Origin of the sequence: Jeotgalibaca ciconiae (assembly GCF_003955755.1) — a bacterium.
Lineage (GTDB): Bacteria > Bacillota > Bacilli > Lactobacillales > Aerococcaceae > Jeotgalibaca > Jeotgalibaca ciconiae.
Map to the genome: position 1 here is coordinate 2,362,279 of NZ_CP034465.1, position 24,791 is coordinate 2,387,069.

Annotated in this window: 21 protein-coding genes, 1 other RNA gene, 5 pseudogenes and 2 other annotated features; of the genes and pseudogenes, 20 read left to right on the forward strand and 7 right to left on the reverse strand. The window is 37.8% G+C overall.

Going from position 1 to position 24,791, the window contains the following annotated elements:
- Positions 1-16 precede the first annotated feature (16 nt).
- The 3 genes and pseudogenes from radC to EJN90_RS10985 all read left to right on the forward strand — a co-directional run.
- On the forward strand, positions 17-571 hold the full coding sequence (gene radC / locus EJN90_RS10970; protein WP_126111195.1) for a RadC family protein: 555 nt from the start codon (positions 17-19) through the stop codon (positions 569-571).
- A gap of 755 nt (positions 572-1,326) precedes the next feature.
- Positions 1,327-3,222, forward strand: a pseudogene (gene ltrA / locus EJN90_RS10980) (group II intron reverse transcriptase/maturase).
- Between the two features lie 123 nt (positions 3,223-3,345).
- Positions 3,346-3,492: pseudogene (locus EJN90_RS10985) on the forward strand (JAB domain-containing protein); the annotation flags it as partial.
- Positions 3,493-3,775: 283 nt separating this feature from the next.
- On the opposite strand, the pseudogene EJN90_RS10990 reads toward EJN90_RS10985, so the two are convergent.
- A pseudogene (locus tag EJN90_RS10990) lies at positions 3,776-4,510 on the reverse strand (IS30 family transposase); the annotation flags it as partial.
- Between the two features lie 161 nt (positions 4,511-4,671).
- Positions 4,672-5,013, reverse strand: a pseudogene (locus EJN90_RS10995) (helix-turn-helix domain-containing protein); the annotation flags it as partial.
- 97 nt (positions 5,014-5,110) lie between these two features.
- On the opposite strand from EJN90_RS10995, the pseudogene EJN90_RS11000 reads away from it, so the two are divergent.
- From EJN90_RS11000 to EJN90_RS11060, 13 genes and pseudogenes are all read left to right on the forward strand, one after another.
- Positions 5,111-5,548: pseudogene (locus EJN90_RS11000) on the forward strand (family 1 glycosylhydrolase); the annotation flags it as partial.
- A 182-nt stretch (positions 5,549-5,730) separates the two neighbouring features.
- Positions 5,731-5,931 carry a cold-shock protein gene (locus EJN90_RS11005; RefSeq protein ID WP_076766616.1) on the forward strand — a complete coding sequence of 67 codons (201 nt, stop codon included), beginning with the start codon at positions 5,731-5,733 and terminating at the stop codon, positions 5,929-5,931.
- A gap of 183 nt (positions 5,932-6,114) precedes the next feature.
- Positions 6,115-7,143, forward strand: coding sequence for a rod shape-determining protein (locus EJN90_RS11010; protein ID WP_174919283.1), 1,029 nt, complete (start codon positions 6,115-6,117; stop codon positions 7,141-7,143).
- 25 nt (positions 7,144-7,168) lie between these two features.
- A complete protein-coding gene (gene mreC / locus EJN90_RS11015; protein ID WP_126111199.1) occupies positions 7,169-8,026 on the forward strand; it encodes a rod shape-determining protein MreC in 858 nt (285 codons plus the stop codon).
- The gene (gene mreD / locus EJN90_RS11020) at positions 8,023-8,550 is read left to right on the forward strand and encodes a rod shape-determining protein MreD (RefSeq protein WP_126111201.1); all 528 of its coding nucleotides are present in this window, start codon (positions 8,023-8,025) and stop codon (positions 8,548-8,550) included. The genes mreC and mreD overlap by 4 nt, the downstream gene beginning before the upstream one ends.
- Before the next feature lie 95 nt (positions 8,551-8,645).
- Positions 8,646-8,899 (forward strand) — a binding site (T-box leader).
- Between the two features lie 121 nt (positions 8,900-9,020).
- Positions 9,021-9,830 carry an amino acid ABC transporter substrate-binding protein gene (locus EJN90_RS11025; RefSeq protein ID WP_126111203.1) on the forward strand — a complete coding sequence of 270 codons (810 nt, stop codon included), beginning with the start codon at positions 9,021-9,023 and terminating at the stop codon, positions 9,828-9,830.
- Between the two features lie 82 nt (positions 9,831-9,912).
- Complete coding sequence (locus EJN90_RS11030; protein ID WP_164544071.1) at positions 9,913-10,548, forward strand: amino acid ABC transporter permease; 636 nt, start codon at positions 9,913-9,915, stop codon at positions 10,546-10,548.
- 11 nt (positions 10,549-10,559) lie between these two features.
- A complete protein-coding gene (locus tag EJN90_RS11035; protein WP_126111205.1) occupies positions 10,560-11,237 on the forward strand; it encodes an amino acid ABC transporter ATP-binding protein in 678 nt (225 codons plus the stop codon).
- 99 nt (positions 11,238-11,336) lie between these two features.
- Positions 11,337-12,566, forward strand: a complete 1,230-nt coding sequence (locus tag EJN90_RS11040) for an MFS transporter (RefSeq protein ID WP_126111207.1) — start codon at positions 11,337-11,339, stop codon at positions 12,564-12,566.
- Between the two features lie 150 nt (positions 12,567-12,716).
- Positions 12,717-12,794, forward strand: a sequence feature (ribosomal protein L21 leader region).
- Between the two features lie 14 nt (positions 12,795-12,808).
- The gene (rplU, locus tag EJN90_RS11045; RefSeq protein ID WP_126111209.1) at positions 12,809-13,117 is read left to right on the forward strand and encodes a 50S ribosomal protein L21; all 309 of its coding nucleotides are present in this window, start codon (positions 12,809-12,811) and stop codon (positions 13,115-13,117) included.
- Between the two features lie 15 nt (positions 13,118-13,132).
- Entirely contained in the window at positions 13,133-13,477 is a 345-nt protein-coding gene (locus tag EJN90_RS11050; protein ID WP_126111211.1) for a ribosomal-processing cysteine protease Prp, read from the forward strand.
- A gap of 26 nt (positions 13,478-13,503) precedes the next feature.
- Positions 13,504-13,788, forward strand: a complete 285-nt coding sequence (gene rpmA / locus EJN90_RS11055) for a 50S ribosomal protein L27 (RefSeq protein ID WP_126111213.1) — start codon at positions 13,504-13,506, stop codon at positions 13,786-13,788.
- Positions 13,789-14,108: 320 nt separating this feature from the next.
- Positions 14,109-15,119, forward strand: coding sequence for a class I SAM-dependent methyltransferase (locus tag EJN90_RS11060; protein WP_126111215.1), 1,011 nt, complete (start codon positions 14,109-14,111; stop codon positions 15,117-15,119).
- A 468-nt stretch (positions 15,120-15,587) separates the two neighbouring features.
- On the opposite strand, the gene EJN90_RS11065 is transcribed toward EJN90_RS11060, so the two are convergent.
- On the reverse strand, positions 15,588-15,806 hold the full coding sequence (locus EJN90_RS11065) for a DUF378 domain-containing protein (protein WP_126111217.1): 219 nt from the start codon (positions 15,804-15,806) through the stop codon (positions 15,588-15,590).
- Positions 15,807-16,103: 297 nt separating this feature from the next.
- Here EJN90_RS11065 and EJN90_RS11070 point away from each other — a divergent pair, with 297 nt between their 5' ends.
- Positions 16,104-17,297 (forward strand): acetate/propionate family kinase, encoded by a 1,194-nt coding sequence (locus EJN90_RS11070; RefSeq protein WP_126111219.1) that lies wholly within the window; start codon positions 16,104-16,106, stop codon positions 17,295-17,297.
- 200 nt (positions 17,298-17,497) lie between these two features.
- Here the strand turns inward: EJN90_RS11070 and EJN90_RS11075 are convergent, their stop codons facing one another.
- The 4 genes from EJN90_RS11075 to EJN90_RS11090 form a co-directional block, all read right to left on the reverse strand.
- Positions 17,498-17,959, reverse strand: coding sequence for a universal stress protein (locus EJN90_RS11075; protein WP_126111221.1), 462 nt, complete (start codon positions 17,957-17,959; stop codon positions 17,498-17,500).
- A gap of 82 nt (positions 17,960-18,041) precedes the next feature.
- The gene (locus EJN90_RS11080) at positions 18,042-18,338 is read right to left on the reverse strand and encodes a hypothetical protein (protein ID WP_126111223.1); all 297 of its coding nucleotides are present in this window, start codon (positions 18,336-18,338) and stop codon (positions 18,042-18,044) included.
- Positions 18,339-18,415: 77 nt separating this feature from the next.
- Positions 18,416-18,607: non-coding RNA, 6S RNA (ssrS, locus tag EJN90_RS11085), on the reverse strand.
- Between the two features lie 100 nt (positions 18,608-18,707).
- Positions 18,708-19,982: a replication-associated recombination protein A gene (locus tag EJN90_RS11090; RefSeq protein WP_126111225.1), complete on the reverse strand. Its 1,275-nt coding sequence runs from the start codon at positions 19,980-19,982 to the stop codon at positions 18,708-18,710.
- A gap of 219 nt (positions 19,983-20,201) precedes the next feature.
- Between EJN90_RS11090 and gshAB the strand changes: the two genes are divergently transcribed.
- Genes gshAB through EJN90_RS11105 form a run of 3 tightly spaced genes read left to right on the forward strand, consistent with a single transcriptional unit; the run spans position 20,202 to position 24,766 of the window.
- On the forward strand, positions 20,202-22,508 hold the full coding sequence (gene gshAB, locus EJN90_RS11095) for a bifunctional glutamate--cysteine ligase GshA/glutathione synthetase GshB (RefSeq protein WP_126111227.1): 2,307 nt from the start codon (positions 20,202-20,204) through the stop codon (positions 22,506-22,508).
- Entirely contained in the window at positions 22,505-23,599 is a 1,095-nt protein-coding gene (locus tag EJN90_RS11100) for a hypothetical protein (RefSeq protein ID WP_126111229.1), read from the forward strand. Before gshAB ends, EJN90_RS11100 begins: the two co-directional genes overlap by 4 nt.
- Positions 23,600-23,635: 36 nt before the next feature.
- On the forward strand, positions 23,636-24,766 hold the full coding sequence (locus tag EJN90_RS11105) for a cysteine desulfurase family protein (protein WP_126111231.1): 1,131 nt from the start codon (positions 23,636-23,638) through the stop codon (positions 24,764-24,766).
- Positions 24,767-24,791 lie beyond the last annotated feature (25 nt).

Here is a 24,791-nt window from a genome sequence, read left to right on the forward strand (position 1 = left end):
AAGAAGGAGTGGGAAAATGCAAAAAACAACTTTGGTAAAAGAAATGCCGATTGCCTCTCGTCCGCGAGAACGATTGGAAAATTATGGTGAAAAAGCTTTGGCGACTCATGAATTGCTTGCAATTTTACTGCGAACTGGTCCAAGAGACAGCAATGTGGTTCAGTTAGCGTTACAAGTCATGAATCATTTTGAAGATCTTTATTCGTTAAAAATGGCAACGATTGAAGAGTTACATGCCATAAATGGCATTGGCAGAATAAAAGCAATCGAATTAAAGGCATGCATTGAATTAGGAATTCGTTTGGCGCACGCATCACAGTTGAAAAGTGGAACCATTACCTCCACACAAGAGGCTGGTACTTTATTGAAGGCTGAGATGCGAGACTTGCAGCAAGAGCATGTTGTAGCTCTATATCTGAATACTAAAAATGAAATCATCAAAAAGAAAACCATCTTTATCGGATCGCTTAACAGCAGTGTCGCTCATCCAAGAGAAATATTTCGAGAAGCAGTGCGCTTTTCAGCTGCGAGAATTATTCTAGCCCATAATCATCGTGAGACATGTTCGTAATTGAAAAGATTACGCACTCTATCTAAATTGCGTTAGAACAATTTAGATAGTTGTGAACTCTAAACCCAACGGGTGAAATGATAGAGTAACGTCTAGAAGCGCCCGCTCTGATACTCCGACATGCTCCAATCTAGGTATGCAAGGTTGCGGTGTGAATCTCGGTGAAGTCGGCTGAAAATTACCGTCTGATGATTCTCATTCATGGTGAACGTCAATGAAATCTCCTCAGCGGTGAGGGGTGTAATCGATAGGCCGGGAGTCGTAAAAAACTTAATATGGTGAGAATGTGGTAAAAACACTGACAAACTAGCGAATGAAATATCTATGAGTGGTGAACATCCATAAATGGATTTGGGGCTGACAGTATGTCAGTTGTGTTCCGTGGGCGAGTACCTATGGTGGTTTCGAAAGCTCCATGTGCAGTTACAGGCTGCAGAGAGGACACTAGGTAAGAGCTAGCACCTAAGTTAAGACATTGATAGGGTTTGGGGAACGTGGAAAGCTGTCAGCGCGGAGAGAATACACTCGATGAAACGTTTGAAAGGAAAACGTATGTATAACTTTCATTCATGACAGTGAGAGTAGAGGCAGGAGCGAAGAAATTTCTGTAATGGAAATGGAGCAATAGCCTCAAGTCGTTCGTTAGTCAATATTTCAACTCAGTCATACCAAGGATTCTCGTATGACTCAAAAGGTCACGAGCCTGAAAAGGAGCGTGATAGACCTTGAAAGAAAGTTTTAAGAAAATTCCACTCATGAAAAACACGAGGCTACGTCATGCCGAATACTATGGAATGACCGAAACCTTCGACTCACTCTTTGCGAGAAGCAAAAAGAATGAAAATTTCAGCAATCTCATGTCAGTTGTCACTTCGGATGACAACATTCTCCTAGCATATAGAAACATCAAGCGAAATAACGGGAGTGCCACGCCGGGTGTCGATAAAGTGACAATCAAAGACATTGAGAAGATGAGTCAAAATGATTTTCTTGAAGTTGTAAAGAGGAGATTCAGCCATTATTGCCCTCGTAAGGTACGAAGAAAAGAGATTCCTAAACCAAATGGAGAAACGAGACCGCTAGGAATCCCATCCATGTGGGACAGAATCGCCCAACAGAGTATCTTACAAGTACTGGAACCAATCTGTGAAGCCAAGTTCAACAAGAACAGCTTCGGATTCCGCCCAAACAAATCAGCTGAAAATGCCATCTCGATGTGTGCGGGAAGAATAAACAGAGATAAAATGCAGTATGTAGTCGAAATGGACATCAAGGGCTTCTTTGATGAAGTCAATCATACGAAGCTTATGAAACAAATCTGGACTCTGGGCATTCATGATAAACAACTGCTTGTGGTCATACGCAAGATGTTGAAGGCTCCGATTCTCCTTCTGGACGGTAAGGTAATGCATCCTACAAAAGGCACTCCCCAATGAGGCATCCTATCGCCTCTATTGGCTAACATTAATCTGAATGAATTTGATTGGTGGATAGCAAATCAATGGGAAAGCTTTGCGTGCCAAAACATCAAGGATTATTACAACGAGAAGACGGGACACTGGTCCCACCAATATCGTTACCGTCAACTACGAAAAACCTCTGGTTTGAAAGAAATGTATATCGTAAGGTATGCAGATGATTTCAAGATATTCACCACAACGAGAGCTAATGCAGAGAAAATCTTCATAGCAATCAAAGTGTGGTTAGAGGAACGCCTTTCTCTCCCTATTTCAATAGAGAAATCCAAAATCACGAACCTCAAAAAGAAAAGCAGTGAATTTTTAGGATTCGAACTAAAAATGGAAAGAAAAGGCTATGACCGAATGGGAAGGAAAAAATTCGTATGCCAATCACACATCTGTGAGAAGGCAAAGAAACGAATCAAAAAACAACTGAAAGACCAAATCAAATTAATGCAGAAAAGATCCGATGGATCGGAGTTGACGAAGAATTTGGTCATTTACAACAGTATGGTAATAGGAATTCATAACTATTACCAAATCGCAACACAAGTAAATGCTGACCTTATGCCAATTCAATATCAACTGACTCAAGTTGAGAGACATCGGCTCAAACATCTCGCATTAAGGAAAACGACTAGCTATAAAATCAAAGACAATGGGATTAAGCCCTATCTCAAGTCCAAAATGACCAGATATATTAATGGTTATCCAATTATCCCAATTGGTTTTATCAAAACGAGAACAGCGCTACTTCCGAAAAACGGCTTATGCAAATATACCCCCGAAGGGCGGGAATTGATGCACAAGGCCCTTATGACAGTCTCGGAAGTCCAAATACAGTGGCTACGCCAGCACCCGGTAATCAATAAACGCGCAACAGTTGAGTTTAACGACAATCGAATATCACTTTTCGTAGCGAAAAACGGAAAATGTGGAATAAGCGGGGAAAATCTTTTCCTAACGGAATTTCACTGCCAGCACAAAATCCCAAGAAGTGAAACGAATGATGACAGCTATTCAAACCTCATTCTGGTAACCGAAAATGTGCATAGATTAATTCATGCTACAAAAGAGGTAACCATAGCAGAATATCTAAGAATGACAGATTTGAATAGCGAACAAATCAATAAACTCAACGCACTCAGAAAGCTAGTCGAGAATAAAGAAATAGCAACCGGAATTTATTAAGACGACTGAGATAAGTGGAATATATAACGAACGATGGAACGCCGTGTACGGTGAAAGCCGTACGCACGGTGTGGAGCGGGGGAAAGGTTGGAGAGAATATCAAAGACTTACCTATCGCTATCTTCTGGGAATCCAGAGCCATCTGAAGCTGATTTAGTATTTACCCGAAGGATGGTAGAATGTGGAGAAATGATGGGAATTGAAGTACTCGACCATTTTATTGTTGGAAATAAAAAATATTTAAGTTTAAAAGAATACGGCATCATATAAAAAATTATTGCTAATCTCTGTAAGTTCGAACAGGGATTAGCTTTTTAAATTTACTCATAAAATATTTTCTCAAATTGAAAAAAATAAAAAACGTAAATTTCAAGTTTAAGTTAGCCACTACAGGTAACTCATTTGTTTGATACTGTAACTGCCTTGTTATTCTAATTCAGTGACCCATTGATAATGAGCTGAGGGATGGTAGTTTTCCGACCAATCTGGCCCCAGGCCATCTTTCTAGACATGAAGCCATGCAGAGGGAGGCGCGTTGTCAAGGAATAATGGGTCAAGCCACCAATCGGGCTTGCTTGAATGCCCGGACAAATGTGTCATGTGGTGTCGCATAACCTAAAATTTTCCGCGGGTAATCGTTCATCTAACGTTGGATCCGTAAAATCTGATTCTCGCTCACATCACTAATCGGGCTGCCCTTGGGGATGAAACGGCGAATTAATTTGTGCTGGTTTTCGCTCGTCCCACGCTCCCAAGAAGCATAAGGATGGCTGAAATAGACGTCAGCTACATCTTTCAGGGCATCGTGTAGACCTGAAAATTCTGATCCATTGTCGGAGGTGACGGTCTTAAATAGTTGATCGAAGGTAGCGCCAGCCCGTTCTCTTAGCTGTTGAATCGCTTGGTCCACCGATTGGGTGTCCATCCCGTCCAACTTCAGGATGACTTCAAAGCGCGTCTGCCGTTCAGCGAGCGTCAGAAGCACGGCATCCGACTTGGTCTTGTTTCCTACGACCGTGTCGATTTCCCAATGTCCGAACGTTTCCCGGGTTTCCACTTCTTTAGGGCGTTCTTCAATTGACGTCCCGAGAACACGCTTGTTGGATCGGTGTCCTGGACGGACAGCTTTGATTTTACGGGACAGTTTTTCGAGCAAGTCCATGTTCTTTGTTCGCATGACGCCGCGGTCAATCCATTGATAGAGAGCGGTTGTGCCAGGAATGATGGCAAAATCGAACAGCTCGTGTTTTCTGGCAAAGCCGACCACGACGTCGGGCGACCATTTTTCATAGACTAGGGGATTATAAGTTCAGCCATCAATGTCTAGCTCCCAAGTCCTGGCCTAATGAAAAAAAGATAAATTTGCCCCATTGTGCGCTTCGCTGCTCATTCAGGGTCAAATTTCCTATTTTTTCATAGGCCAAGGCGGACTTGTCCGCTTTTCTAATTTAACATTTTGTCATCTGCCCAATCAATGAAGGCGTCCGTGTTCGCCCATTTGGGGCGTCTGCCACAGTTCAGTCGTTTCTTTTCATAGAAGGCCTGTCCTGCATCAGCGTCATAAACAGAATAGTAGGTGTCATACACTTTTCCATTTTGCGTTTGGCGTTTTAACTGGGTGATGGTTCCGCGATCAATCTCATTGTTTATGGTTTGCGGAACACGTCCCAGCACTTTGGCAACCTGACGGTTGGAATAGCCTTCCTTTTTCAGGATAGCGATTTGGCAACGTTCTGAGTAGGAAAGATGTTTTCCCTTGCGTGAAACTGTGTTATCATGGGTTTGCGTCATGTGAATTCATCCTTGTCTATTGAGAGTTGTGGTAACTTCAATATAACATGGAATTCACGTGGCGTTTTTGTATTTCAAATGGCTAAGTTCATTATAAAATCCGCCTTTAGAAGCTTCTAAATGGGGTTGGCAAGTAGACCCAGTTGGTTTGAGAATCGTATTAAACGACTTCTATGACCGCTATCAATTACCACTATTTATTGTAGAAAATGGCTTGGGAGCGAAAGATCAACTAGTTGAAGGTCCAGACGGTGAATTGACAGTAGAAGACGATTACCGTATCAAGTATCTGAATGATCATTTGCTGCAAGTGGGAGAAGCAATCGAAGACGGTGTAGAAGTAATGGGATACACATCTTGGGGATGTATTGACTTAGTAAGTGCGTCAACTGCTGAAATGAGTAAACGTTACGGATATATTTATGTAGATCGTCATGATGATGGTACAGGAACGTTAAATCGTTACAAGAAAAAATCATTTAATTGGTATAAAGAAGTCATTGAAACAAATGGTGAAAGTCTAAAAAATAACTAAAATAGAAGTATCTTACTCAGTTAAAATTAAAAAAAGTTTGAATCACTTGCATTGTGTGAAAATCTAAGGTATACTTTGTTTATGTTTTTGTAAGGTAAAGAAAGTTATGTCGTGAACATTCCGATCGTACCATTTGCAATAACAATAATAAATTGTGCAAGATGCACGAGGAGGAATTTTTCATGGAAAATGGAACAGTAAAATGGTTTAACTCAGAAAAAGGATTTGGATTTATCGAACGTGAAGCAGGAGACGACGTATTCGTACACTTCTCAGCTATCAACACTGACGGATTCAAAACTTTAGAAGAAGGTCAAGCAGTATCTTTCGACATCGTTGATGGAAACCGTGGCCCTCAAGCTGCTAACGTAGAAAAAATCTAATTTAACTTTTAGATAAAAAAAGGCTGGAACATTCACTTGTTCCGGCCTTTTCTGTATTTACAGAAGTTATTAGAATTTTCTATAGTTTTTCTGTTTTTCCTTTTTCCTAGTGTCTTTTGTGGTAAAATATTATGGACTTTAATGCTGTGAAAAAGCAGTAAACGATGGAAGGAAGGGAACCGTTTGGCAACATTTATTTTAAAGCCTCAACGAATCGGAATTGATTTGGGGACGGCAAATACAATTGTATTTATTGATGGACAAGGCATTGTGTATAAAGAACCTTCTGTCGTTGCAAAAAACATCCACACAGGCGAAATGCTGGCCGTTGGAAAAGAAGCTTTCGAAATGCTAGGAAGAACTCCGGGAAGTATTGTAGCATCACGACCAATGAAAGAGGGCGTAATCGCTGATTATGAGACAACCGTTGTAATGATTAAATATTTTATAAAAAAAGCAAGCAAGTATGCAATACAAAAACCATATGTTATGATTTGCGTTCCAAGCGGAATAACAGAAGTTGAAAAACGCGCTGTTATCGATGCTGCTCGCAGTGCAGGCGCAAAAGAGACATTTTTAATAGAAGAGCCTTTTGCTGCTGCAATTGGTGCAGGCTTGCCTGTACATGCTCCTACAGGGAGTATGGTCGTTGATATTGGTGGCGGGACAACAGACGTGGCAACTATTTCCTTAGGTGGAATTGTGGATAGCCGCGTGAGTTATGCAGGCGGCGATCGAATGGATGAAGCGATCATTCATCAGATTCGCAGAGATTACTCTTTGACAATTGGAGATCGCACTGCAGAAATAATTAAAATGACAATCGGTTCTGCAGATATCGATGAAGCTTCTCGATATGGAAGCATGGAAGTTCGTGGTAGAAATATGGTAAGTGGATTACCTAAAACAGTTACGATTCAGGCGATTGATATTGCCAGAGCAATCCAAAGTGTTATTGAGGATATTATCACTTCAATTAAACAAGTTTTAGAAGAAACACCACCTGAAATATCGGCAGATGTGATTAATCATGGTATCATTGTAACAGGAGGAGGCTCTTTATTGAGAGACCTTGCAAGTGTCATCTCCAAAGAGGTATTAGTGCCGGTTATTATTGCTAATGATCCACTTGAATGTGTAGTATTGGGTACAGGAGAGTCATTAAAAAATATTGATGTTTTAAAGAGAAGTTACCGTAATGAAGCACGGTAAACACGGAAAGAAATGAGGAATTAAGGTGAAACAGTTTTTCAATAACAAGAGGATGATTGTATTGTTAATCTCTGTGATTTTATTTATTAGTACAATCGCTTTTTCAATCTCTCGTAATCGAGAAAATACATCTATTCCGCAACTTTTTGTGAATGATATGGCTGGATTTACAACCAACATACTTTCAAAGCCAGCGGAAACTGTTACTAAATTTGTTGATTCCGTAGATAATTTATTAAATACATACGAAGAAAATCAAACATTAAAGCAAAAAATAGATGAGTTGGACGAGATGCAAGCTCGTGTTTATACGCTTGAACAAGAAAATATGACGTTGAAAGAAGAAATCGAATTACAGAGTGTGCTGAGCGATTATGAACGCACAAGCGCTACAGTCATCGCTCGTAATCCAGATAATTGGCTGGAACAAATCATTATAGATAAAGGCAGTGAAGATGGCATTGAAGTAAACATGTCTGTTATGTCCGGAAATGGTCTAGTGGGTCGTGTATCAGAAGTGAGCCCTACAACTGCTAAAGTATTGTTGATGTCCACCGCAAATGAGTCAGTAAACCGCTTTTCAGCAGAGATCCAGACTGCTGATAAACCTGTACACGGAATTGTAGATGGTTATGACAACCAGAACGGATTAATGATTATGTCTGAAATAGATCCGGATCTAGAAATTGAAGCGGGGAGCAAAGTGGTTACCTCGGGCTTAGGCGGTGTTTCTCCAAGTTCTTTATTAATTGGGACTGTAAAAGAAGTTCGAATGGATGAATATGGTCTTTTCCAAGAAGTAACCATCGAGCCATCTGGAAACTTAAAAGATGTTCGTTTTGTAACGGTTATTTTACGAAAGAGTGAGGAGGCCAACGAATGAGTCAGAATCGTTCTTTGAATCACACTTATCTTATTCCAGTTTTTATTTTTCTAGCTTTAATTTTTGATGGAATTGTGATGAATTTATTCGCTGAACATTTTATTTCGCCCAGTTATATTCTTACACCTCGTTTGCTTTTATTTGTTTTAGTTGTTTTTACTATTTTTTTCCCAAAGCAACCATTGTTTTTATATGCTTTATTATTTGGGATTATCTACGATAGTTATTATGCGGGGATTTTAGGGTTATATGCAGCAGGATTGGCTACCGTAATTTATCTGATCAAGAGATTACAAACGTACTTGAATCCTACGGTGCTGGTTTCTTTGATTTTGTTCATTTTCGCAGATGCGTATCTAGAAACTTTTATTTTTGCTATGTATCGTTTATTGGGCTATACAGGGATGTCCTTTCAGGTATTCTTGTCGACACGTTTAGGCCCAACATTGTTATTAAATATTGTGTTTTTTATTGTATGTTACTATCCATTTTACAGGTTAAGTCAGTGGATGTATGAGCAGTAAAAAGCTTCTTTCAACTATTTATGAGAAATAAATGATAAAACTCATAAAAATCTCTTGCAAATTTTGAAAGCTGTGATATGATATTTTTACCTAATAGAAATGCGAAGAAGAGAAAAAGTAATTTTTTTTAAACCTTAGAGAGCTTGCGGTTGGTGAAAGCAAGTGTTTGGAGGAAATGAACACACATCTCAGAGCAAGAATACTGAAAAGAGATAGATTCGCGAGTAAGTATTCTCGGGAGTGCCCGTTATAGCACTAGTGTTTAGTAGTTTTGAACACGACAAGGCATAATCTGTGAAGATTGTGTAAAAAAAGGTGGAACCACGAAGCAAAAGCTATCGTCCTTTGATTTCCTGATGTGAGGGAAATCAAAGGACTTTTTTTATTGGGCTGCAGCCAATAAGACGTCGGCGAAATCATCTATCCATTTCGATAGGGAAAAATGTGGAGAAAACTTAGGAGGAATAACGATGAAAAAACAATTATTGGGATTATTCGCAACAGTGAGTTTATTAGCAGCATGTGGAAATGGGGCAGGAAATGAAGTTGGAACGGATGAAGCAGTCAATCCGGGTTCAGCTGAAGGTCTAAAGGATTCTTATATTGTTGGACTTGATGATACATTCGCACCTATGAGCTTCCGTGATACAGATGGAAGTATCGTTGGTTTTGATGTTGACTTAGCGAATGAAATTGGAGAAATGATCGGAGCAGAATTTACTTTCCAGCCAATTGATTGGGTAATGAAAGAAACAGAGCTGAACGCAGGCAATATCGATTTGATTTGGAATGGTTATAGTATTACGGATGAAAGAAAGGAAAAAGTCGCTTTCAGTGATGCATACCTTGATAACAAACAAATTATTGTGACGTTGGCAGATAGCGACATCGAAACAAAAGCAGATCTGGAAGGGGTAGTGGTAGCTACTCAACAAGCCTCTGCCACATTAGATGCTCTTTACGCAGATGAAACAGGTGTTGTAGAGAAATTTGATGGCGGAGAACCAATTTTATATCCAACATTTACAGATGTATTTAATGATTTGGATAGCGGCCGAAGCGGTGCAATTGTAGTGGATGAAGTACTTGGACGCTATATTATGAAACAAAAAGGCGCTGAAAATTACAAAGTATTGGAAGAAAACTTTGGTGAAGAAGAATACGGTGTTGGAATGCGTAAAGAAGATGTCCAACTTCAAGAAGCAATTAACAATGGTTTGGCAGAATTACGTGAGAATGGGAAGTACGAAGAAATTTATGAAACATGGTTTGCGGAATAATTGGACCAACTACCAATAAGAAAAGTATGGATAGGTAAGATGATATAAATATCATTCTTGCAATGGAAGGAAGAAGAGAAACATGGATTTGATACAAACAATATGGCCAACCCTTATGAATGGCCTTGGCATGACACTAAGGATATTTTGTATAGTAGGAATCACCAGTATTCCGTTAGGATTCTTGATTGCTATCATTCGAGTTTATGCTCCAAAATGGGTGGGTGCCCTTATTCAAGTATATGTATTTATTATGAGAGGGACACCACTGTTGTTACAATTAATGTTTTTCTTCTTTGGTCTTCCGTTTGTAGGAATAGTGATGGATCGTTTCACTGCAGCCATACTAGCCTTCATCATTAATTATGCAGCATATTATGCAGAGATTTTTAGAGGCGGTATCATGGCTATTCCTCGAGGACAATTTGAGTCAATCGAAGTATTGGGAATCGGAAAGGTAAGAGGTTTTTTTCGGATTATTATCCCCCAAGTCTTTCGGATTGTTCTTCCTTCGGTTGGGAATGAGATAATTTCTCTCGTGAAGGATACTTCCCTAGTGTATATCTTAGGCATTGGAGAATTACTGAGAGCCGGGCAAATTGCAGCAAACACCTATGCTTCTTTGATCCCGTTTATTGGAGTGGGATTCTTGTATTTGATTATCACAGGATTTATTACAGTTGGTTTGAACTGGCTGGAAACTAGACGAAAATATTAGGAGGACGAAGCATGTTATTACAAGCAAAAAATATTACAAAAAAATTTCAGAATCAACCCGTTCTCAAAAACTTTTCTTTTAGTATTGATGCTGGTGAAATTGTGGTACTAACTGGAAAATCAGGAACAGGGAAAACAACCTTAATGCGCATTTTGAACAATCTTGAATCTGCTGATTATGGTACAGTGGCTATTGAAAATGATTATCTATGTAGAGATTCAGAACGTGGCGCCGCTTATGTTTCTCGAAAAGAGCGTCGAGTTTATCAGAATCAAATTGGAATGGTATTTCAAGATTATGCCTTATTTCCCAATCTAACCGTTCGTGAAAATTTGCTGGAGGCTCCTTTAGCACAGAAACTGGGGACTAAAGAAGAGTTAAATCAAAAGGTAGAGCAATTAATGAATGAGATGGGGATTGCGGACCAACTTGATAAGATGCCGTCTATGTTGTCGGGGGGACAAAAACAAAGAGTTGCCATTGCAAGAGCAATGATGTTAAATCCTAAAATCCTTTGCTTCGATGAACCAACTTCAGCATTAGACCGGGAGTCTGCGGACAGCATTGGAAAACTAATCCAAGAAATTGCTGCAAGAGGGACAGGAGTCCTGATTGTTACGCATGACATCTCTTTTGGAGAGAAATTCGGAACAAGATTAATCTCATCTTCTGAATTTTTCTCTAAATAAAATTAATTCTCTTCCTTGCAAAACTTTTCTCGCCGTGTATAATGGATTAAGAAATAAAATAAAGAATGACGAGAGCATTCATTTTAAGGGGCGATTTATATGGAAAAAAATAAAATACTTGTGCAGCGTGCTGCCATAATTGGGTCAGGAACAGATGATTTAACAAATATGTTTCTGTCCCTTTCTTTGTCTTCAATTATTTTGGATTTAGGAATCAGTAATACACAGGCCGGCTCTATTTCAACGATTACCAACCTCGGCATGTTGCTTGGTGGAATTTTGTTTGGTTATTTAGCAGATAAATATGGTAGTTTAAAACTTTTCAAGACGACACTGCTATTGTTCTCGCTAGCGACAGCTGCGATGTTCTTTGCTAATAATCTACCGACTGTCTATATTTTGAGATTCTTAGCAGGGATCGGGACAGGTGGAGAATACGGGATCGCTATCAGTCTTCTTGCGAAAGTAACGCCAGCAGGAAAGATGGGTAAAATGTCTGCTTACAATGGTGTTGCGGGAATGGTAGGGAATATAGTTGCAGCTTTATGTGCAAGTATTATTCTACCCATGTTTGGCTGGAATACATTGTTCTTGCTAGGCCTCTTGCCACTTTTAATCGTTGCTTGGGTACATTTTAATGTGACAGACGAAGTTTTGAATCAGTCTGTTAATCAAGAAGAGAACACTAAAAAAGCAGATAAAAAAATTTCTTATAAAGAATTATTTAAAACACCGAGGCTAGCTCGTCAAACACTCTCTTTAATGTTCATGGCGATTGTTCAAATTGGAGGTTATTTCGGACTAATGAACTGGTTGCCGCAAATTATGCAAGAAAGTCTTGGACTATCAATCTCCGGCAGCTCTTTATGGATGATTTCCACTATTATTGGAATGTCGATTGGAATGTTATTCTTTGGTCGGATTCTTGATGCTGTTGGCCCACGAATTTCATATGGTGTATTTTTACTAGCATCTGCATCCGCAGTATATTTATTCACACTTGTTACGAATGAAGTTGCGATGTTGTTGGGTGGAGCCGTAGTCGGGTTCTTTGTAAATGGCATGTTCGCAGGATATGGAGCAATTGTAAGTAAACTGTATCCAAAACATGTTCACTCCATGGCAAACAACCTAATTATTAACGTTGGCCGTGCAGTGGGTGGTTTTTCTTCTATGATTATTGGTTTCTTAATGGATGTCGGAACGATTCAAACAGTTATGCTTTTCCTTGCATGTGCGTATCTATCAAGTTTCGCAGTAATGATGACAATCAAAGAATTCTCAAAAGTAAATTATCATTTAAAAGATCAAGAAATTGGAGCTCTTTAAAAAGATAAGTAAAATCGGCTTGATACAGCTAAAGTATCGAGTCGATTTTTATTTTTTTGAAAGTCTTGTTTGCTTATTTCCACTTTATCTATCTTTTTGTTGACGTCCGTTCAGGGTTCTGGTAAACTATTCATGTTGTAAATGTGCGCACCACAGCTACAACCGCTCGATTAGAAGTTTATACAAGTCCTTTGAAAGGCACTTCGTTCGGCGAGTCTAAGTATATAAGGAGGTGCAGGAATATGTACGCAATTATTAAAACAGGTGGTAAACAATTAAAAGTTGAAGTTGGACAACCAATCTACATTGAAAAACTTAACAACAACGAAGGTGATCAAGTTACTTTTGAAGAAGTTGTTTTTGTAGGTGGAGAAGATACTAAAATTGGTTCTCCTCTAGTTGAAGGCGCAACTGTAGTCGGAACTGTTGAAAAACAAGGCCGTGAAAAGAAAGTTACTACTTTCAAATACTTGAGAAGAAAAGACTCTCACCGTAAACAAGGTCATCGTCAGCCTTACACAAAGGTTATGATTGACGCAATCAATGCATAAGCGAAGTGAAGATAAATGATAACTGCAAAGTTTAAACAAAATTTGGCTGGAATGTTTACTTCTTTTGAAATTACAGGACATGCTGGTTTTGCTGACATAGGCGAGGATATCGTATGTGCAGCTGTATCGGTCTTGGCAATTGAGACGGTTAATAGTCTCGATAAGATGGCTGGTCATCAGATGATTGTAGAAGAAGCAGATAGGGAAGGCGGTTATTTATACGCCGAAGTACGACCTGAGCTTACTCCTGAACAAAAGAGTATCACTCAAATTTTGCTGAAACATTTATATTTGTCACTAGAGGATGTCGCTACAACGTATCCTGATTATGTAAGAATAAAAAAATTAACTCGTAAATAAAATAAACACCAAGGAGGTGCAAACTCATGTTGAAACTGAATCTACAATTGTTCGCTACTAAAAAAGGTGGCGGTTCTACTTCTAACGGACGTGATTCTCAATCAAAACGTTTAGGTGCTAAACGTGCGGATGGACAATTAGTATCAGGTGGATCTATTTTGTACCGTCAACGCGGAACAAAAATTCATCCTGGTGTGAACGTTGGTCGAGGTGGAGACGATACTTTGTATGCGAAAGCAGACGGAATTGTACGTTTTGAACGTCTAGGACGTAACAAAAAACAAGTATCTGTTTACCCTGCTGCTCAATAAGAAATAATATTTTTCCCAATTTACATACACAAATTAACTTGCGAAGGTGTAACCTGACGCAAGTTTTTTTTTAGAGACTAGTGTAGTATAAGTCCTGCTTTTTATGTTCTTTTAATCTAGAGAGGACCATCCCGGTTTTCTTGTTTGGATTTTTATCAGAAAAAAAGATTCAATAATTTGTGTACTTTCTTTGATAAAACTCCTTAATTCTTGGAATGAAAAATAATATTCTTAGCTTTTTTCTAGCTCGAAGTGTTATCTTGCTTTTAGGGCTCTGATGGGCACAACTAGAGTGAAACAAATCGAAAGGGCGTGTGTCTATGAATACTTCAAAACTTGAAGAACTATTTTTGAAATTGGATGAAGCAATAATGGTGCTGCAAAAAGAACTGGATGTCTCATACATTGAGGCACTAGCAGAAACGATTCAAAATTTAGCATACGAAGGAAAAACACAACAAATGGATGGTTTGCCTTCTGATGAAACAGTAGAGAGATTAAATCGTATCTATCGTAAGTTAACTATAGAGCAGGAACCAAGAGAAGTTATTCATAAGCTATTGCAATTAACGTATATAAAAGCAATCCGTGAAGATAAAATCCAAGTGAATCATCAAATCACTCCTGATACAATTGCCTCGTTGCTTGCTTATTTCATTGGGGCAATTAAAAGCGATACGAATTATCCTGTTCACATCCATGATTTAACCGTAGGAACTGCTAATCTTTTGACAGTGGTAATGGATTTCCTAGAGAAAAAAGGACTGGATGTAACTGCAGAGGCTGTAGATAATGATGACTTGCTTATCTCGTTGGCAGCAAATGGAGCACATTTGCAAAAATGGGGAGAAGCCATTCAATTTACCCATTCAGACAGTCTACAGGAGCTGTTAATTAAACCTGCCGATATTGCAGTTGCAGATCTTCCAGTGGGGTATTATCCTCTAGATGATCGTGCAAAAAAATTCGAAACTTCTTTTGAAGAGGGTCATTCTTTTGCACACTATCTGTTAATTGAACAACATTTGAAGTATTTAAAAGAAGCTGGATGGGGCTTTTTCATTGTTCCCAAAGATTTATTTGAAAGTGATGAACAAGGCCTTCTTTTGAAGTGGCTAAAAGGAACTGGTTATTTGCAAGGAATGCTGCATTTGCCAGAGTCTTTATTCCAATCAGATAAAATGCAAAAATCTATTTTGATGATCCAAAAATCTGGAAATGGAGCAAAGCAAGCTGAAAAAGTTTTGTTAGGTACCATTCCTGATTTGAAAAATGCACGCAGTATGAAAGAGTTTCTAGAAGATTTTAACAACTGGAGTGAAAAGATGTAAACATTCCTCTCCTTTTTATTTATATAGTATTAAATAAAAATGGATGAAGCAATCCACTAAAAAACCTACTTCCTTGATTGGAGTAGGTTTTTTAATCGTATAGAGGAGTATACGTTTTTCTTCTTGTTAAGAATTATATCCAAATATGAAGGTTATAAATAGAATATACAGCGACACCAATGTAATGACGATACCTATAATGATAGTTACCATGGCTGTTGCAGTGCTTTTTTTTCTCACTTTGATTCCGCTAGTTATAAGGGCTATTCCACCGATTAAAAACACTAGTTCAACTAGTAAAAACGGCCATTTTATCTCAATCATTGTTTGTATAAATTCCATATTTCACCACTCTCACAATCAATAATATCATAAAAACCTCCCGAAGGAGGTCGATAGAGGTTGTTCAGTTACAGCACTACAGAGAGCTGTAGAAGAAGTATAACAGGAATTATTTTTTATTAAACATTACACATTTCTATTTACTCCATCTCTATTAATGTGTCCAAAAAACTTCAAACAATAAAGTGAGCTGATACCAACAAGAACATATACAATTCTAGCTAAAAGTGCAGTTTGTCCACCAAAAACAGAAGCGACTAAATCAAATTCAAAAAGACCAACCAATAACCAGTTTAATCCACCAACGATCGTAAGACCAAGTGCGATATTATCTAATACTTTCATAAGAGTCATCTCCTTTCTTAATTGGTAGGTTAAATATATCATGATAGGATAATGTTCTCTAACGATATCCCTTACTGATGGAAATGAAAAAAACGGAACTTATTTACGTTAATTAGATATTAGTTTTTTTGTTGCTAGTGTGTTACTAGTGAGCTAATTTCTGTACCAGCCAATGAGTTTTAAAAGTTCAACAAACCGCAGGAAATCAATGAAATCAATACGTATCAAAGTGATAAAAACTATGTTATAATATTTTTTGATAGCATCATTAAATTTTGTTAGGAGCGGAAAAAACGAATGTCAAAAATTATTGCAATTAACGCTGGAAGTTCCAGTTTGAAATTTACTTTATATCAAATGCCGGAAGAATCAATTCTTTCATCAGGAATTATCGAAAGAATCGGTCTTAAAGACTCCATTTTCACAATTAAATATGGTGAAGATAAAAAATACTCAGTAACGGAAGACATCGACAATCATGAGATTGCAGTTGAGAAATTAATGACGCAATTAGTTGATTTAGGAATTATTGCTGACTTTAATGAAATCTCTGGCGTTGGTCATCGTGTTGTTGCTGGAGGGGAAGACTTCAAAGAGTCTACTTTGATTAATGATGATGTTCTGGAAAAAATCGAAGCATTGGGTGATTTAGCACCATTGCATAATCCAGCTAACGCTACTGGTATTCGTGCTTTCAAAAAACTATTGCCAGAAATTACAAGTGTTGCTGTATTTGATACGGCATTCCACACTACTATGCCAAAAGAAAACTACCTTTATAGTATCCCAATGGAATATTACGAAGATTTTGCCGCTCGTAAATACGGAGCTCATGGAACAAGCCACCAATATGTTTCTGAACGTGCCGCAGAACTTTTAGGCAAACCGTTGGAAGATTTGAAAATCATTACTTGTCACTTAGGGAATGGAGCTTCCATTACTGCTGTTGATGGTGGGAAATCAGTAGACACATCTATGGGATTCACGCCACTAGCGGGAGTTACTATGGGAACACGTTCCGGCGATATTGACGCATCATTATTACCATATTTAATGGATAAATTAGAAATTACAGATATTAAAGAAATGATTAACATTTTGAATAAAAAATCCGGATTATTAGGATTGTCTGGCGTTTCCAGTGATATGCGTGATGTTGAAACTGCAGCCGAAGAAGGTAACGAACGTGCACAAGTGGCATTGGATATTTTTTATAATCGTGTTCAAAAATACATTGGCCAATACATTGCAACAATGAACGGTGTAGATGCAATTGTGTTTACAGCTGGTATCGGTGAAAACTCAGCAATTACACGTAAAATTATTATTGATGGAATCAGCTGGTTTGGCTGTGACATTGATGAAGAGAAAAATAATGTTCGTGGAGTAGAAAGAATTGTATCTACTGATGATGCAAAAGTTAAGGTTGTTCTAATCCCGACAGACGAAGAAAAAGTTATCCTAAACGACGTAATTCGCCTAGGAAAATAAAGAGTGTGAAAAAAAGCGATCAGAAGTGAGCTGTTGGACCGAAAAAGCGGAAGAGGAGCACATCTCCTCGGCATTTTACGGGAAGCAGCCCGCTTCTGCTTTTTTGAGCACCTTTAATAAAGAGTGTGAAAAAAGCAATGAATATCTTCTTATCGAAGAATGTTCATTGCTTTTTTATCATAACTTAATTGATATAATTTTTATTTCACTTTTTTGTTTTCCAAATCTGTTCGGACAACCATAACGTCACATGGTGAATGACGTATGACATATTCAGAAACAGATCCAATAAAGAGACGCTCAACTGCGTTCAGCCCTGTTGCTCCAATCATAATCAAATCAATATTGTATTGATCAGGCAAATCTTTTCCAATCATTACTTTAGGAGATCCATATTCAATACGTGTTTCGATGGAGGTAAGACCGGCGTCTTTTGCTATTTTTTCGTATTCATCCATCATGATTTTTGTTTGGCGGATAATTTCATCCGTAAAGTCTCCTTCAAAACCAGATGGAGTTTGAATCGCTCTCGTATCGATTATATGAGCAATAATCAATTTTGCATTGTTTCTCTTTGAAACTTCAATCGCTTTTCGAAATGCTAATTCTGACTCACTTGAACCATCAATCGGCGCTAATATTGTTGTATATTCTTGCAACATCATAATCACTCCATTTCTTTTATTCCTTATAGGTATATTGTAACCTACTTTACTGAAAATAAAAAGAAATGAATGAGAACGCTTATTTTCCTTTCAGAAACTTAGAGAGTTGAAAAGAAAAGAAGGCTGAATGAAGTGAAATCAACAAAAGCAATACAGCATAGAGATTTTTTTGATTGATGAAAATACTAATAATAAAAACAATTCCTGTAACAAAATAGATGATTCCGTTCGTTTGAAAGAAAACATTCATTTTTTTTCGTTGTTCTGTCGAGAGTTTTTCGGGAAATAAGATAAAAGCGTGGTTTGCTTTTTTTATTAAAAACCAGCTGACAAGAAATAATAGCAGGGCAAAAAGACCGATTAATAACTGAATCATGATTTCTCCTTTCAAAAAAAGAAATAGGACAATAAAAAGCCGCTCAGAGAGCGGCTCTAAAGTATAAAACTTTATAGAGAAAATCCGATGGTGCCGGTTTATGTAATTCTACTAGTTTTGAACCCGCAGTATTAGCAGGTGGGCTCCACAAATCGATTTACTAGCTTCCATATGATGTGGCTTGCTATCCATCAAAAATCAAGGATCCCAGTGTAGTAATTATTTGTTCGGTCAACACATTGAGAATATATCGCACACCTCAGAACTTCTTGTAAGTATAGTAGCATATAGAATAAAAATATGCAAGATTTCACACTTTGTTTTTTATAAAAAGTCTATCTCTATCAATGTTGGAAGCGTAACCTTCTGTTAGTCCATGCTTTTTTCTCGCAGCTGTCTGACTTGTTGAGCGAGGGCACTTTCATATTTACCAGTAATAACTGGTTCATAGTATTGGGCCTTTTTTATCGTATCAGGCAAGTATTGTTGTTGCACCCAATGATTGTCGAATGCATGGGGGAATTTATAATCAATGCCGCGTCCCAGGTCTTTTGCTCCTTGGTAATGTGAATCTTTTAAGTGAAGAGGTACTTCGCCTGATTTTCCGTTACGTACATCGGTCAAAGCAGCATCAATCGCTTCAATTCCCGAATTGGATTTCGGCGACAAGGCAAGATCCACTACGGCATGAGCTAAAGGAATTCTTGCTTCAGGAAGACCTAGTTTTTCAGCAGCCTGAACAGCTGTGACAGCACGAGAGACTGCTGCAGGATTGCCGAGACCAATGTCCTCGTATGCGCAAACCATCAATCTTCTGCAGATAATAATTAATTCTCCTGCCTCTATCAAGCGTGCCAAGTAATGCAGAGCAGCATCAACATCGCTTCCGCGTATTGATTTTTGGAAAGCGGAAATGACATCATAATGGGCATCCCCATCTTTATCATGTACCAAAGCCTTCCGCTGCAAACATTCTTCAGCAATTTCTAGTGTAATATGAATTTCATTTTCCTCATTTCCTGGTGTGGATAGAGCTGCAAGCTCAAGAGCATTCAAAGAACCTCTTAGATCACCCATAGAGCTCCTTGCAAAGTGAAGGAGGGCATTCTCATCCAGTTTAATAGCAAGTCCGCCTAAGCCGTTTTTTTCATCTTTTAACGCACGCTCAAGTGCCACGATAATGTCTTCAATCGACAGAGGTTTTACTTCAAAAATCTGAGATCTACTGCGAATCGCCGGATTAATACTAATATATGGATTCTCGGTGGTTGCTCCAATCAGAATGACTAAGCCACTTTCCAGATGGGGCAGTAAAAAGTCTTGTTTTGGTTTATCCAATCGATGGATTTCATCAAGAAGCAGAATGACTTGTCCAGAAAATTTTGCTTCTTCGACTACAATCTGCAAGTCTTTTTTTGAATCAGTCGCTGCGTTTAAATGCCGAAAGGCTGAATTCGTAGATCCGGAAATCGCGCTTGCAATACTGGTTTTGCCTGTTCCCGGAGGACCATATAAAATCATTGAAGACAACATGTGAGCTTCTACCATTCGTCGGATAATCTTGTTAGGCCCTACAAGATGTTGTTGCCCAACGACTTCATCAATGTTTGTTGGACGCATCCGATAGGCTAATGGTTTCTTCATAGAATTAATTCCTCTCATCTGTTTGTACTCTTATTATAAGACAAAACACAAAATAGAACAAACATTCGTTTTCCTTTGAAGCTTAGACTATGATAGTATTCTTCAGAGTAAAGCTTTGTCCGCTTTTCTAAATATTTAAAAGCAAGCTACTTATCAAAGTAGTCGAATATGGCTATAATAGACATAACGCAAAAATGTAGACGAAAGAGAGTAATGTAGATGAATATCAAATCAATCATCAAAGAGAATAAGTGGGAAAACTTATTTACAAAAGCAGTATTCGGGATTGAAAAAGAATCTCAAAGAATAAAAGAGGATGGAACAATTACGGAAAGTTCTCATCCAATCGAATTTGGAAATCGAAATTTTCACCCATATATACAGACAGATTTTGCAGAGAGTCAGTTAGAACTGGTTACGCCACCGGTTGATTCTGTTGGAGAAGTGATGGAATGGCTGGCTGCTATTCATGATGTTGTTCATCGAACCATTCCATCTGATGAATATTTATTGCCTTTCAGTCTGCCTTCAATCATGCCGACGGAAGAAAATATCCAGGTTGCGAAGCTTGATAAAAAAGAAGATGTTCATTACCGTGAATATTTGGCTCAAGTGTATGGAAAGAAAAAACAAATGATGAGTGGCATCCATTATAATTTCGAGTTTCACCAAGATTTTTTACAAGCTCTTTTTTCAAAACAACAGAAGTATGATAATTACCGGGCTTTCCAAACACAGATATATTTTAAACTTACACATAATTTTTTACGGTATCAATGGATATTAACATACTTATTAGGCGCATCCATTGAAACAAAAGCTGAGTATTTTCAAGATAACAAAATACCAGATGACATTCCTGATCGTTTGATAAGAAGTTTAAGAAGCAGCAAATATGGGTATGTAAACAGTGAAGACGTTCACGTATCTTTTCGAACAATCGAAGAATATGTCGAAACCATTGAAAAAATGGTAGAAGATGGCAAATTAATTGAAGAAAAAGAGTTTTATTCATCCGTTCGTTTTCGAGGCGGTAAAAATGCGCGTGAAGTATTGAAGAATGGCATCACTTATTTAGAATTTCGTCTGTTTGATTTAAACCCATTTGCCGAATATGGCATTACAGCTGAAGATATGCAATTCATTCACCTATTTTTTATGTATTTGCTTTGGATCGAGGAAGCGGCTTCCGAGGATGATTGGGAAAAGGGTCATGAAATGAACTACCAGACTGCTTTTGAAGATCCACTCTCTGTCTCAGCTTTCCAAGATGAAGGAATCCAATTGTTATCTGGAATAATTGAAATGCTAGAAGAAATAAATGCTGACAGCGAATCAATTGATATCGCAAAAGAAAAGTTGGCCGCGTTTACGTATCCTGAAAAGACGCTTAGCGGACGACTAGCTTCCATGAAAGAAAATGGACAAGACTTGCTTGAATGGGGAGTCAAAAAAGCTAAACAAACAAAAGAAACAGCTCTAGAAAGACCTTATACATTAGCTGGTTTCGAAGATATGGAACTATCTACCCAGATTTTACTGTTTGACGCAATTCAACACGGATTTGAAATTGATATATTAGATCGGTCCGATCAATTTCTTTCTTTAGAATATAACAATCATCTTGAATATATAAAAAATGGTAATATGACTTCTTTAGATACTTATATTTCTCCTTTAATCATGGAAAATAAAGTTGTTACGAAAAAAATATTGGCTAAAAATGGCTATAGTGTTCCAGAAAGTAAAGAATATCAGAATTCGGAAGAGGCAGTGAAAGATTTCTCGTTATTTGAAAAGAAAGCTTTTGTCATCAAACCAAAATCTACGAATTACGGCTTAGGAATCAGTATTTTTCGTGAAGGAGCAAGTAAAGAGAACTTCACCAAAGCAGTAGAAATTGCTTTTGAGGAAGATTCGACAATTCTGGTTGAAGATTTTGTTGAAGGGACAGAGTATCGTTTCTTTGTAATTGGCAAGGAGACAAAAGCTGTTTTATTACGGGTTCCAGCAAATGTTACGGGAGATGGCGTACATACCATTAACGAACTGGTAGAAGCAAAAAACAATGATCCATTAAGAGGGAGAAACCATCGCAGTCCACTCGAAAAGATTGAATTAGGCAAAATTGAAATGATGACCTTGGAAGAACAAGGGTATACGTTAGAAGATATTCCAGCAGAAGGGGTAACTGTTTATTTACGTGATAATTCGAATGTAAGTACAGGCGGAGACTCGATTGATTATACGGACAAAGTGGATGAAAGTTACAAGATTTTAGCTGGAGAAATGGCCCAAGCTCTAGGAGCGACTATTTCTGGAATGGACATGATGATTAAAGACTATCGAATTCCTTCTACCAAAGAAAATCCCGGTTACGGTGTTATTGAAGCAAATTTTAATCCGATGATGATGATGCATATTTATCCTTATGAAGGAAAAGGAAGAAGACTTACATTGGACGTACTTTCTTTATTATTCCCAGAAATGGATTTACTGAGGAATGAAAAGGAGGTTCGTAAATGAAAGCAAGTCAACGCATCTTTATTTTTCTAGCGTTAGTTGGTTTAAGTATCGGTTATTTTCTAGGAAATAATTTGGTATTAGCAGATTTATTTATTATGATTCCTTTTTATGAATTTTTCGTGGTAATTATTTTAGCAGCTTATTCAGTGTTTTTCCACGTTATATTACATGAAATAGGACATTTCATTTTTGGTAAATTAACTGGGTATCATTTGATTTATTTCCATATCCCATATTTTCATTATGATGCGAATACAAAATCAATATCGGGCGGAAAAAACTCTCCTGCTGGCATGTTAGGTCAATGCTTAATGAATATTTCGAATAAGAAAGATGATACAGAAAAGCCTTATTTTTTGTATTTGGCTGGAGGTCTCATTGTAAACTTTCTGACAGGGGCTCTTTTATATGCCGGCTCTTTTTACTTTGTTGGTAAATTGGGGTTTTATTCATTCCTGTTTTCACTGCCAGCTTTATTATTATTTTTAGGAAATGCACTTCCTTATGGTGCGACGGATGGCAGGATGATTCAAGAAATCAGGAAATCAACATTAAATAAAACTTTATATTTTAAGCAGATTGAAATGGGCGCTTTATTACAAGCAGGAAAAGTTTATTCTGAAATTCCAACGAACTATTTTACAGAAGTAAAAGATGGGAAGGCTAAGCAATCGTTTCTAGGGGAATACCCAATGATGGTTTATTATCAAGCGTTAATGGAACAGTTAAATTTTGTTGAAGCGGATCGCATTTTATCGGAATATATAGAGAGTACGGATTTTATGAAATCTCCTTATGTACGTATGATTGCTGCAGAAAAATTATTTTGTGATGCTATTTTTGGGCGGAGAGAAGAAGCAAAGAAAATGATGGAGAAAATAGAAAATCATTCGGGGTTGAAAGACTACTACTCTCATTCCATTATTACACAAATTGCCTATACGCTTTTTATGGAAATAAATATTGAAAAGTCTAGAGAGTTGTTCCCGAAGATTGAAAAAATAAACAAAACGAATTTTAATAAAGCAGAATTACAGTTAAGAGAAACTTTAGCGGGCTGGCTGCAAGGGTATTTAAACAAAGTATCATAGACCACACAGGAGTGAACATAGAAAGAAGGAAAAGAAATGATTTATTTAGACCATGCCGCAACTACACCTATTGATGCAGATGTGGTCGTTATAATTGAAAAAGCTTTAAGAGATCAGTATGGAAATCCTTCCAGCCTTTATCAGAAAGGAAGGGAAGCTCGGAAAGTAATTGAAGATGCTCGGAAAATTTTTGCACGCTCAATACAGGCGCAAGAAAAAGATCTTATTATTACCAGTGGTGCTTCTGAATCGAATAATACAGCTATTATCGGAACTGCACTCGCTCTGCAAGAAAAAGGGAAACATTTAATTACAACTGCAGTGGAACATCATTCGGTTCTTCATCCTATGCAATATTTGGAGAAACTTGGTTTTGAAGTAACTTATTTAGCTGTTGATGAAACAGCTAGAGTGACTGCACAACAAGTAGAAGAAGCACTGCGACCAGATACCATTCTAGTCTCGGTTATTTATGGAAATAATGAAGTTGGTTCTATCAATCCTATTGAAGAAATTGGATCGATAGTGGCAAATCATTCTGCTTTATTTCACACGGATGCAGTACAAGTGTACGGTTCAAAGGAAATAAATGTCGAGAAGGAAAAGATTGATTTATTATCGGTAACCGCTCATAAACTCAATGGACCAAAAGGTATTGGATTCTTGTATCGCAGAAATAATTACCATTTGCCGAACTATATTCACGGTGGAACACAAGAAAATGACCATCGAGCTGGAACTGAAAATACACCCTACATTGCTGGATTTGCTCAAGCAGTTGAAAATATGTTACGCAAGCGCGATGAGAACAATCAACAAAAAGAAGAGTTGAAAAGTTTTTTTCTGCAAGAATTAACCAAAAGAGAGATTGCCTTTTCTGTAAACGGTATGGAAAGCGGAGGACTTCCGCACATTTTGAATCTATATTTGCCAGGCATTCAATCGGATAAATTTTTAATTCAATGTGACTTGAACGATATCTTTATTTCAGCCGGGTCTGCTTGTACGGCAGGAAGTTTAGAACCAAGTCATGTGCTTTCAGCAATGTTTGGGAAAAACAGTCGACGGATTGTGGAATCCATTCGCGTTTCATTTGGGAGTGGAAACACAAAAGAAGAAATTCTTCTATTTGTTGATTTAATCGAAAGAATACAAAAAAGAAAATAATCTTGATATAGCTAGACTTTTTACC

Coding starts and splice junctions, on each gene's coding strand:
- EJN90_RS11060 (WP_126111215.1), top strand. CDS start 14,109: ATGAATACTTCAAAACTTGAAGAACTATTTTTGAAATTGGATGAAGCA.
- EJN90_RS11100 (WP_126111229.1), top strand. CDS start 22,505: ATGAAAGCAAGTCAACGCATCTTTATTTTTCTAGCGTTAGTTGGTTTA.
- EJN90_RS11005 (WP_076766616.1), top strand. CDS start 5,731: ATGGAAAATGGAACAGTAAAATGGTTTAACTCAGAAAAAGGATTTGGA.
- gshAB (WP_126111227.1), top strand. CDS start 20,202: ATGAATATCAAATCAATCATCAAAGAGAATAAGTGGGAAAACTTATTT.
- EJN90_RS11080 (WP_126111223.1), bottom strand. CDS start 18,338: ATGATTCAGTTATTAATCGGTCTTTTTGCCCTGCTATTATTTCTTGTC.
- EJN90_RS11105 (WP_126111231.1), top strand. CDS start 23,636: ATGATTTATTTAGACCATGCCGCAACTACACCTATTGATGCAGATGTG.
- rpmA (WP_126111213.1), top strand. CDS start 13,504: ATGTTGAAACTGAATCTACAATTGTTCGCTACTAAAAAAGGTGGCGGT.
- EJN90_RS11035 (WP_126111205.1), top strand. CDS start 10,560: ATGTTATTACAAGCAAAAAATATTACAAAAAAATTTCAGAATCAACCC.
- EJN90_RS11065 (WP_126111217.1), bottom strand. CDS start 15,806: ATGAAAGTATTAGATAATATCGCACTTGGTCTTACGATCGTTGGTGGA.
- mreD (WP_126111201.1), top strand. CDS start 8,023: ATGAGTCAGAATCGTTCTTTGAATCACACTTATCTTATTCCAGTTTTT.
- EJN90_RS11075 (WP_126111221.1), bottom strand. CDS start 17,959: ATGTTGCAAGAATATACAACAATATTAGCGCCGATTGATGGTTCAAGT.
- EJN90_RS11050 (WP_126111211.1), top strand. CDS start 13,133: ATGATAACTGCAAAGTTTAAACAAAATTTGGCTGGAATGTTTACTTCT.
- EJN90_RS11090 (WP_126111225.1), bottom strand. CDS start 19,982: ATGAAGAAACCATTAGCCTATCGGATGCGTCCAACAAACATTGATGAA.
- EJN90_RS11030 (WP_164544071.1), top strand. CDS start 9,913: ATGGATTTGATACAAACAATATGGCCAACCCTTATGAATGGCCTTGGC.
- EJN90_RS11070 (WP_126111219.1), top strand. CDS start 16,104: ATGTCAAAAATTATTGCAATTAACGCTGGAAGTTCCAGTTTGAAATTT.
- EJN90_RS11025 (WP_126111203.1), top strand. CDS start 9,021: ATGAAAAAACAATTATTGGGATTATTCGCAACAGTGAGTTTATTAGCA.
- EJN90_RS11040 (WP_126111207.1), top strand. CDS start 11,337: ATGGAAAAAAATAAAATACTTGTGCAGCGTGCTGCCATAATTGGGTCA.
- rplU (WP_126111209.1), top strand. CDS start 12,809: ATGTACGCAATTATTAAAACAGGTGGTAAACAATTAAAAGTTGAAGTT.
- radC (WP_126111195.1), top strand. CDS start 17: ATGCAAAAAACAACTTTGGTAAAAGAAATGCCGATTGCCTCTCGTCCG.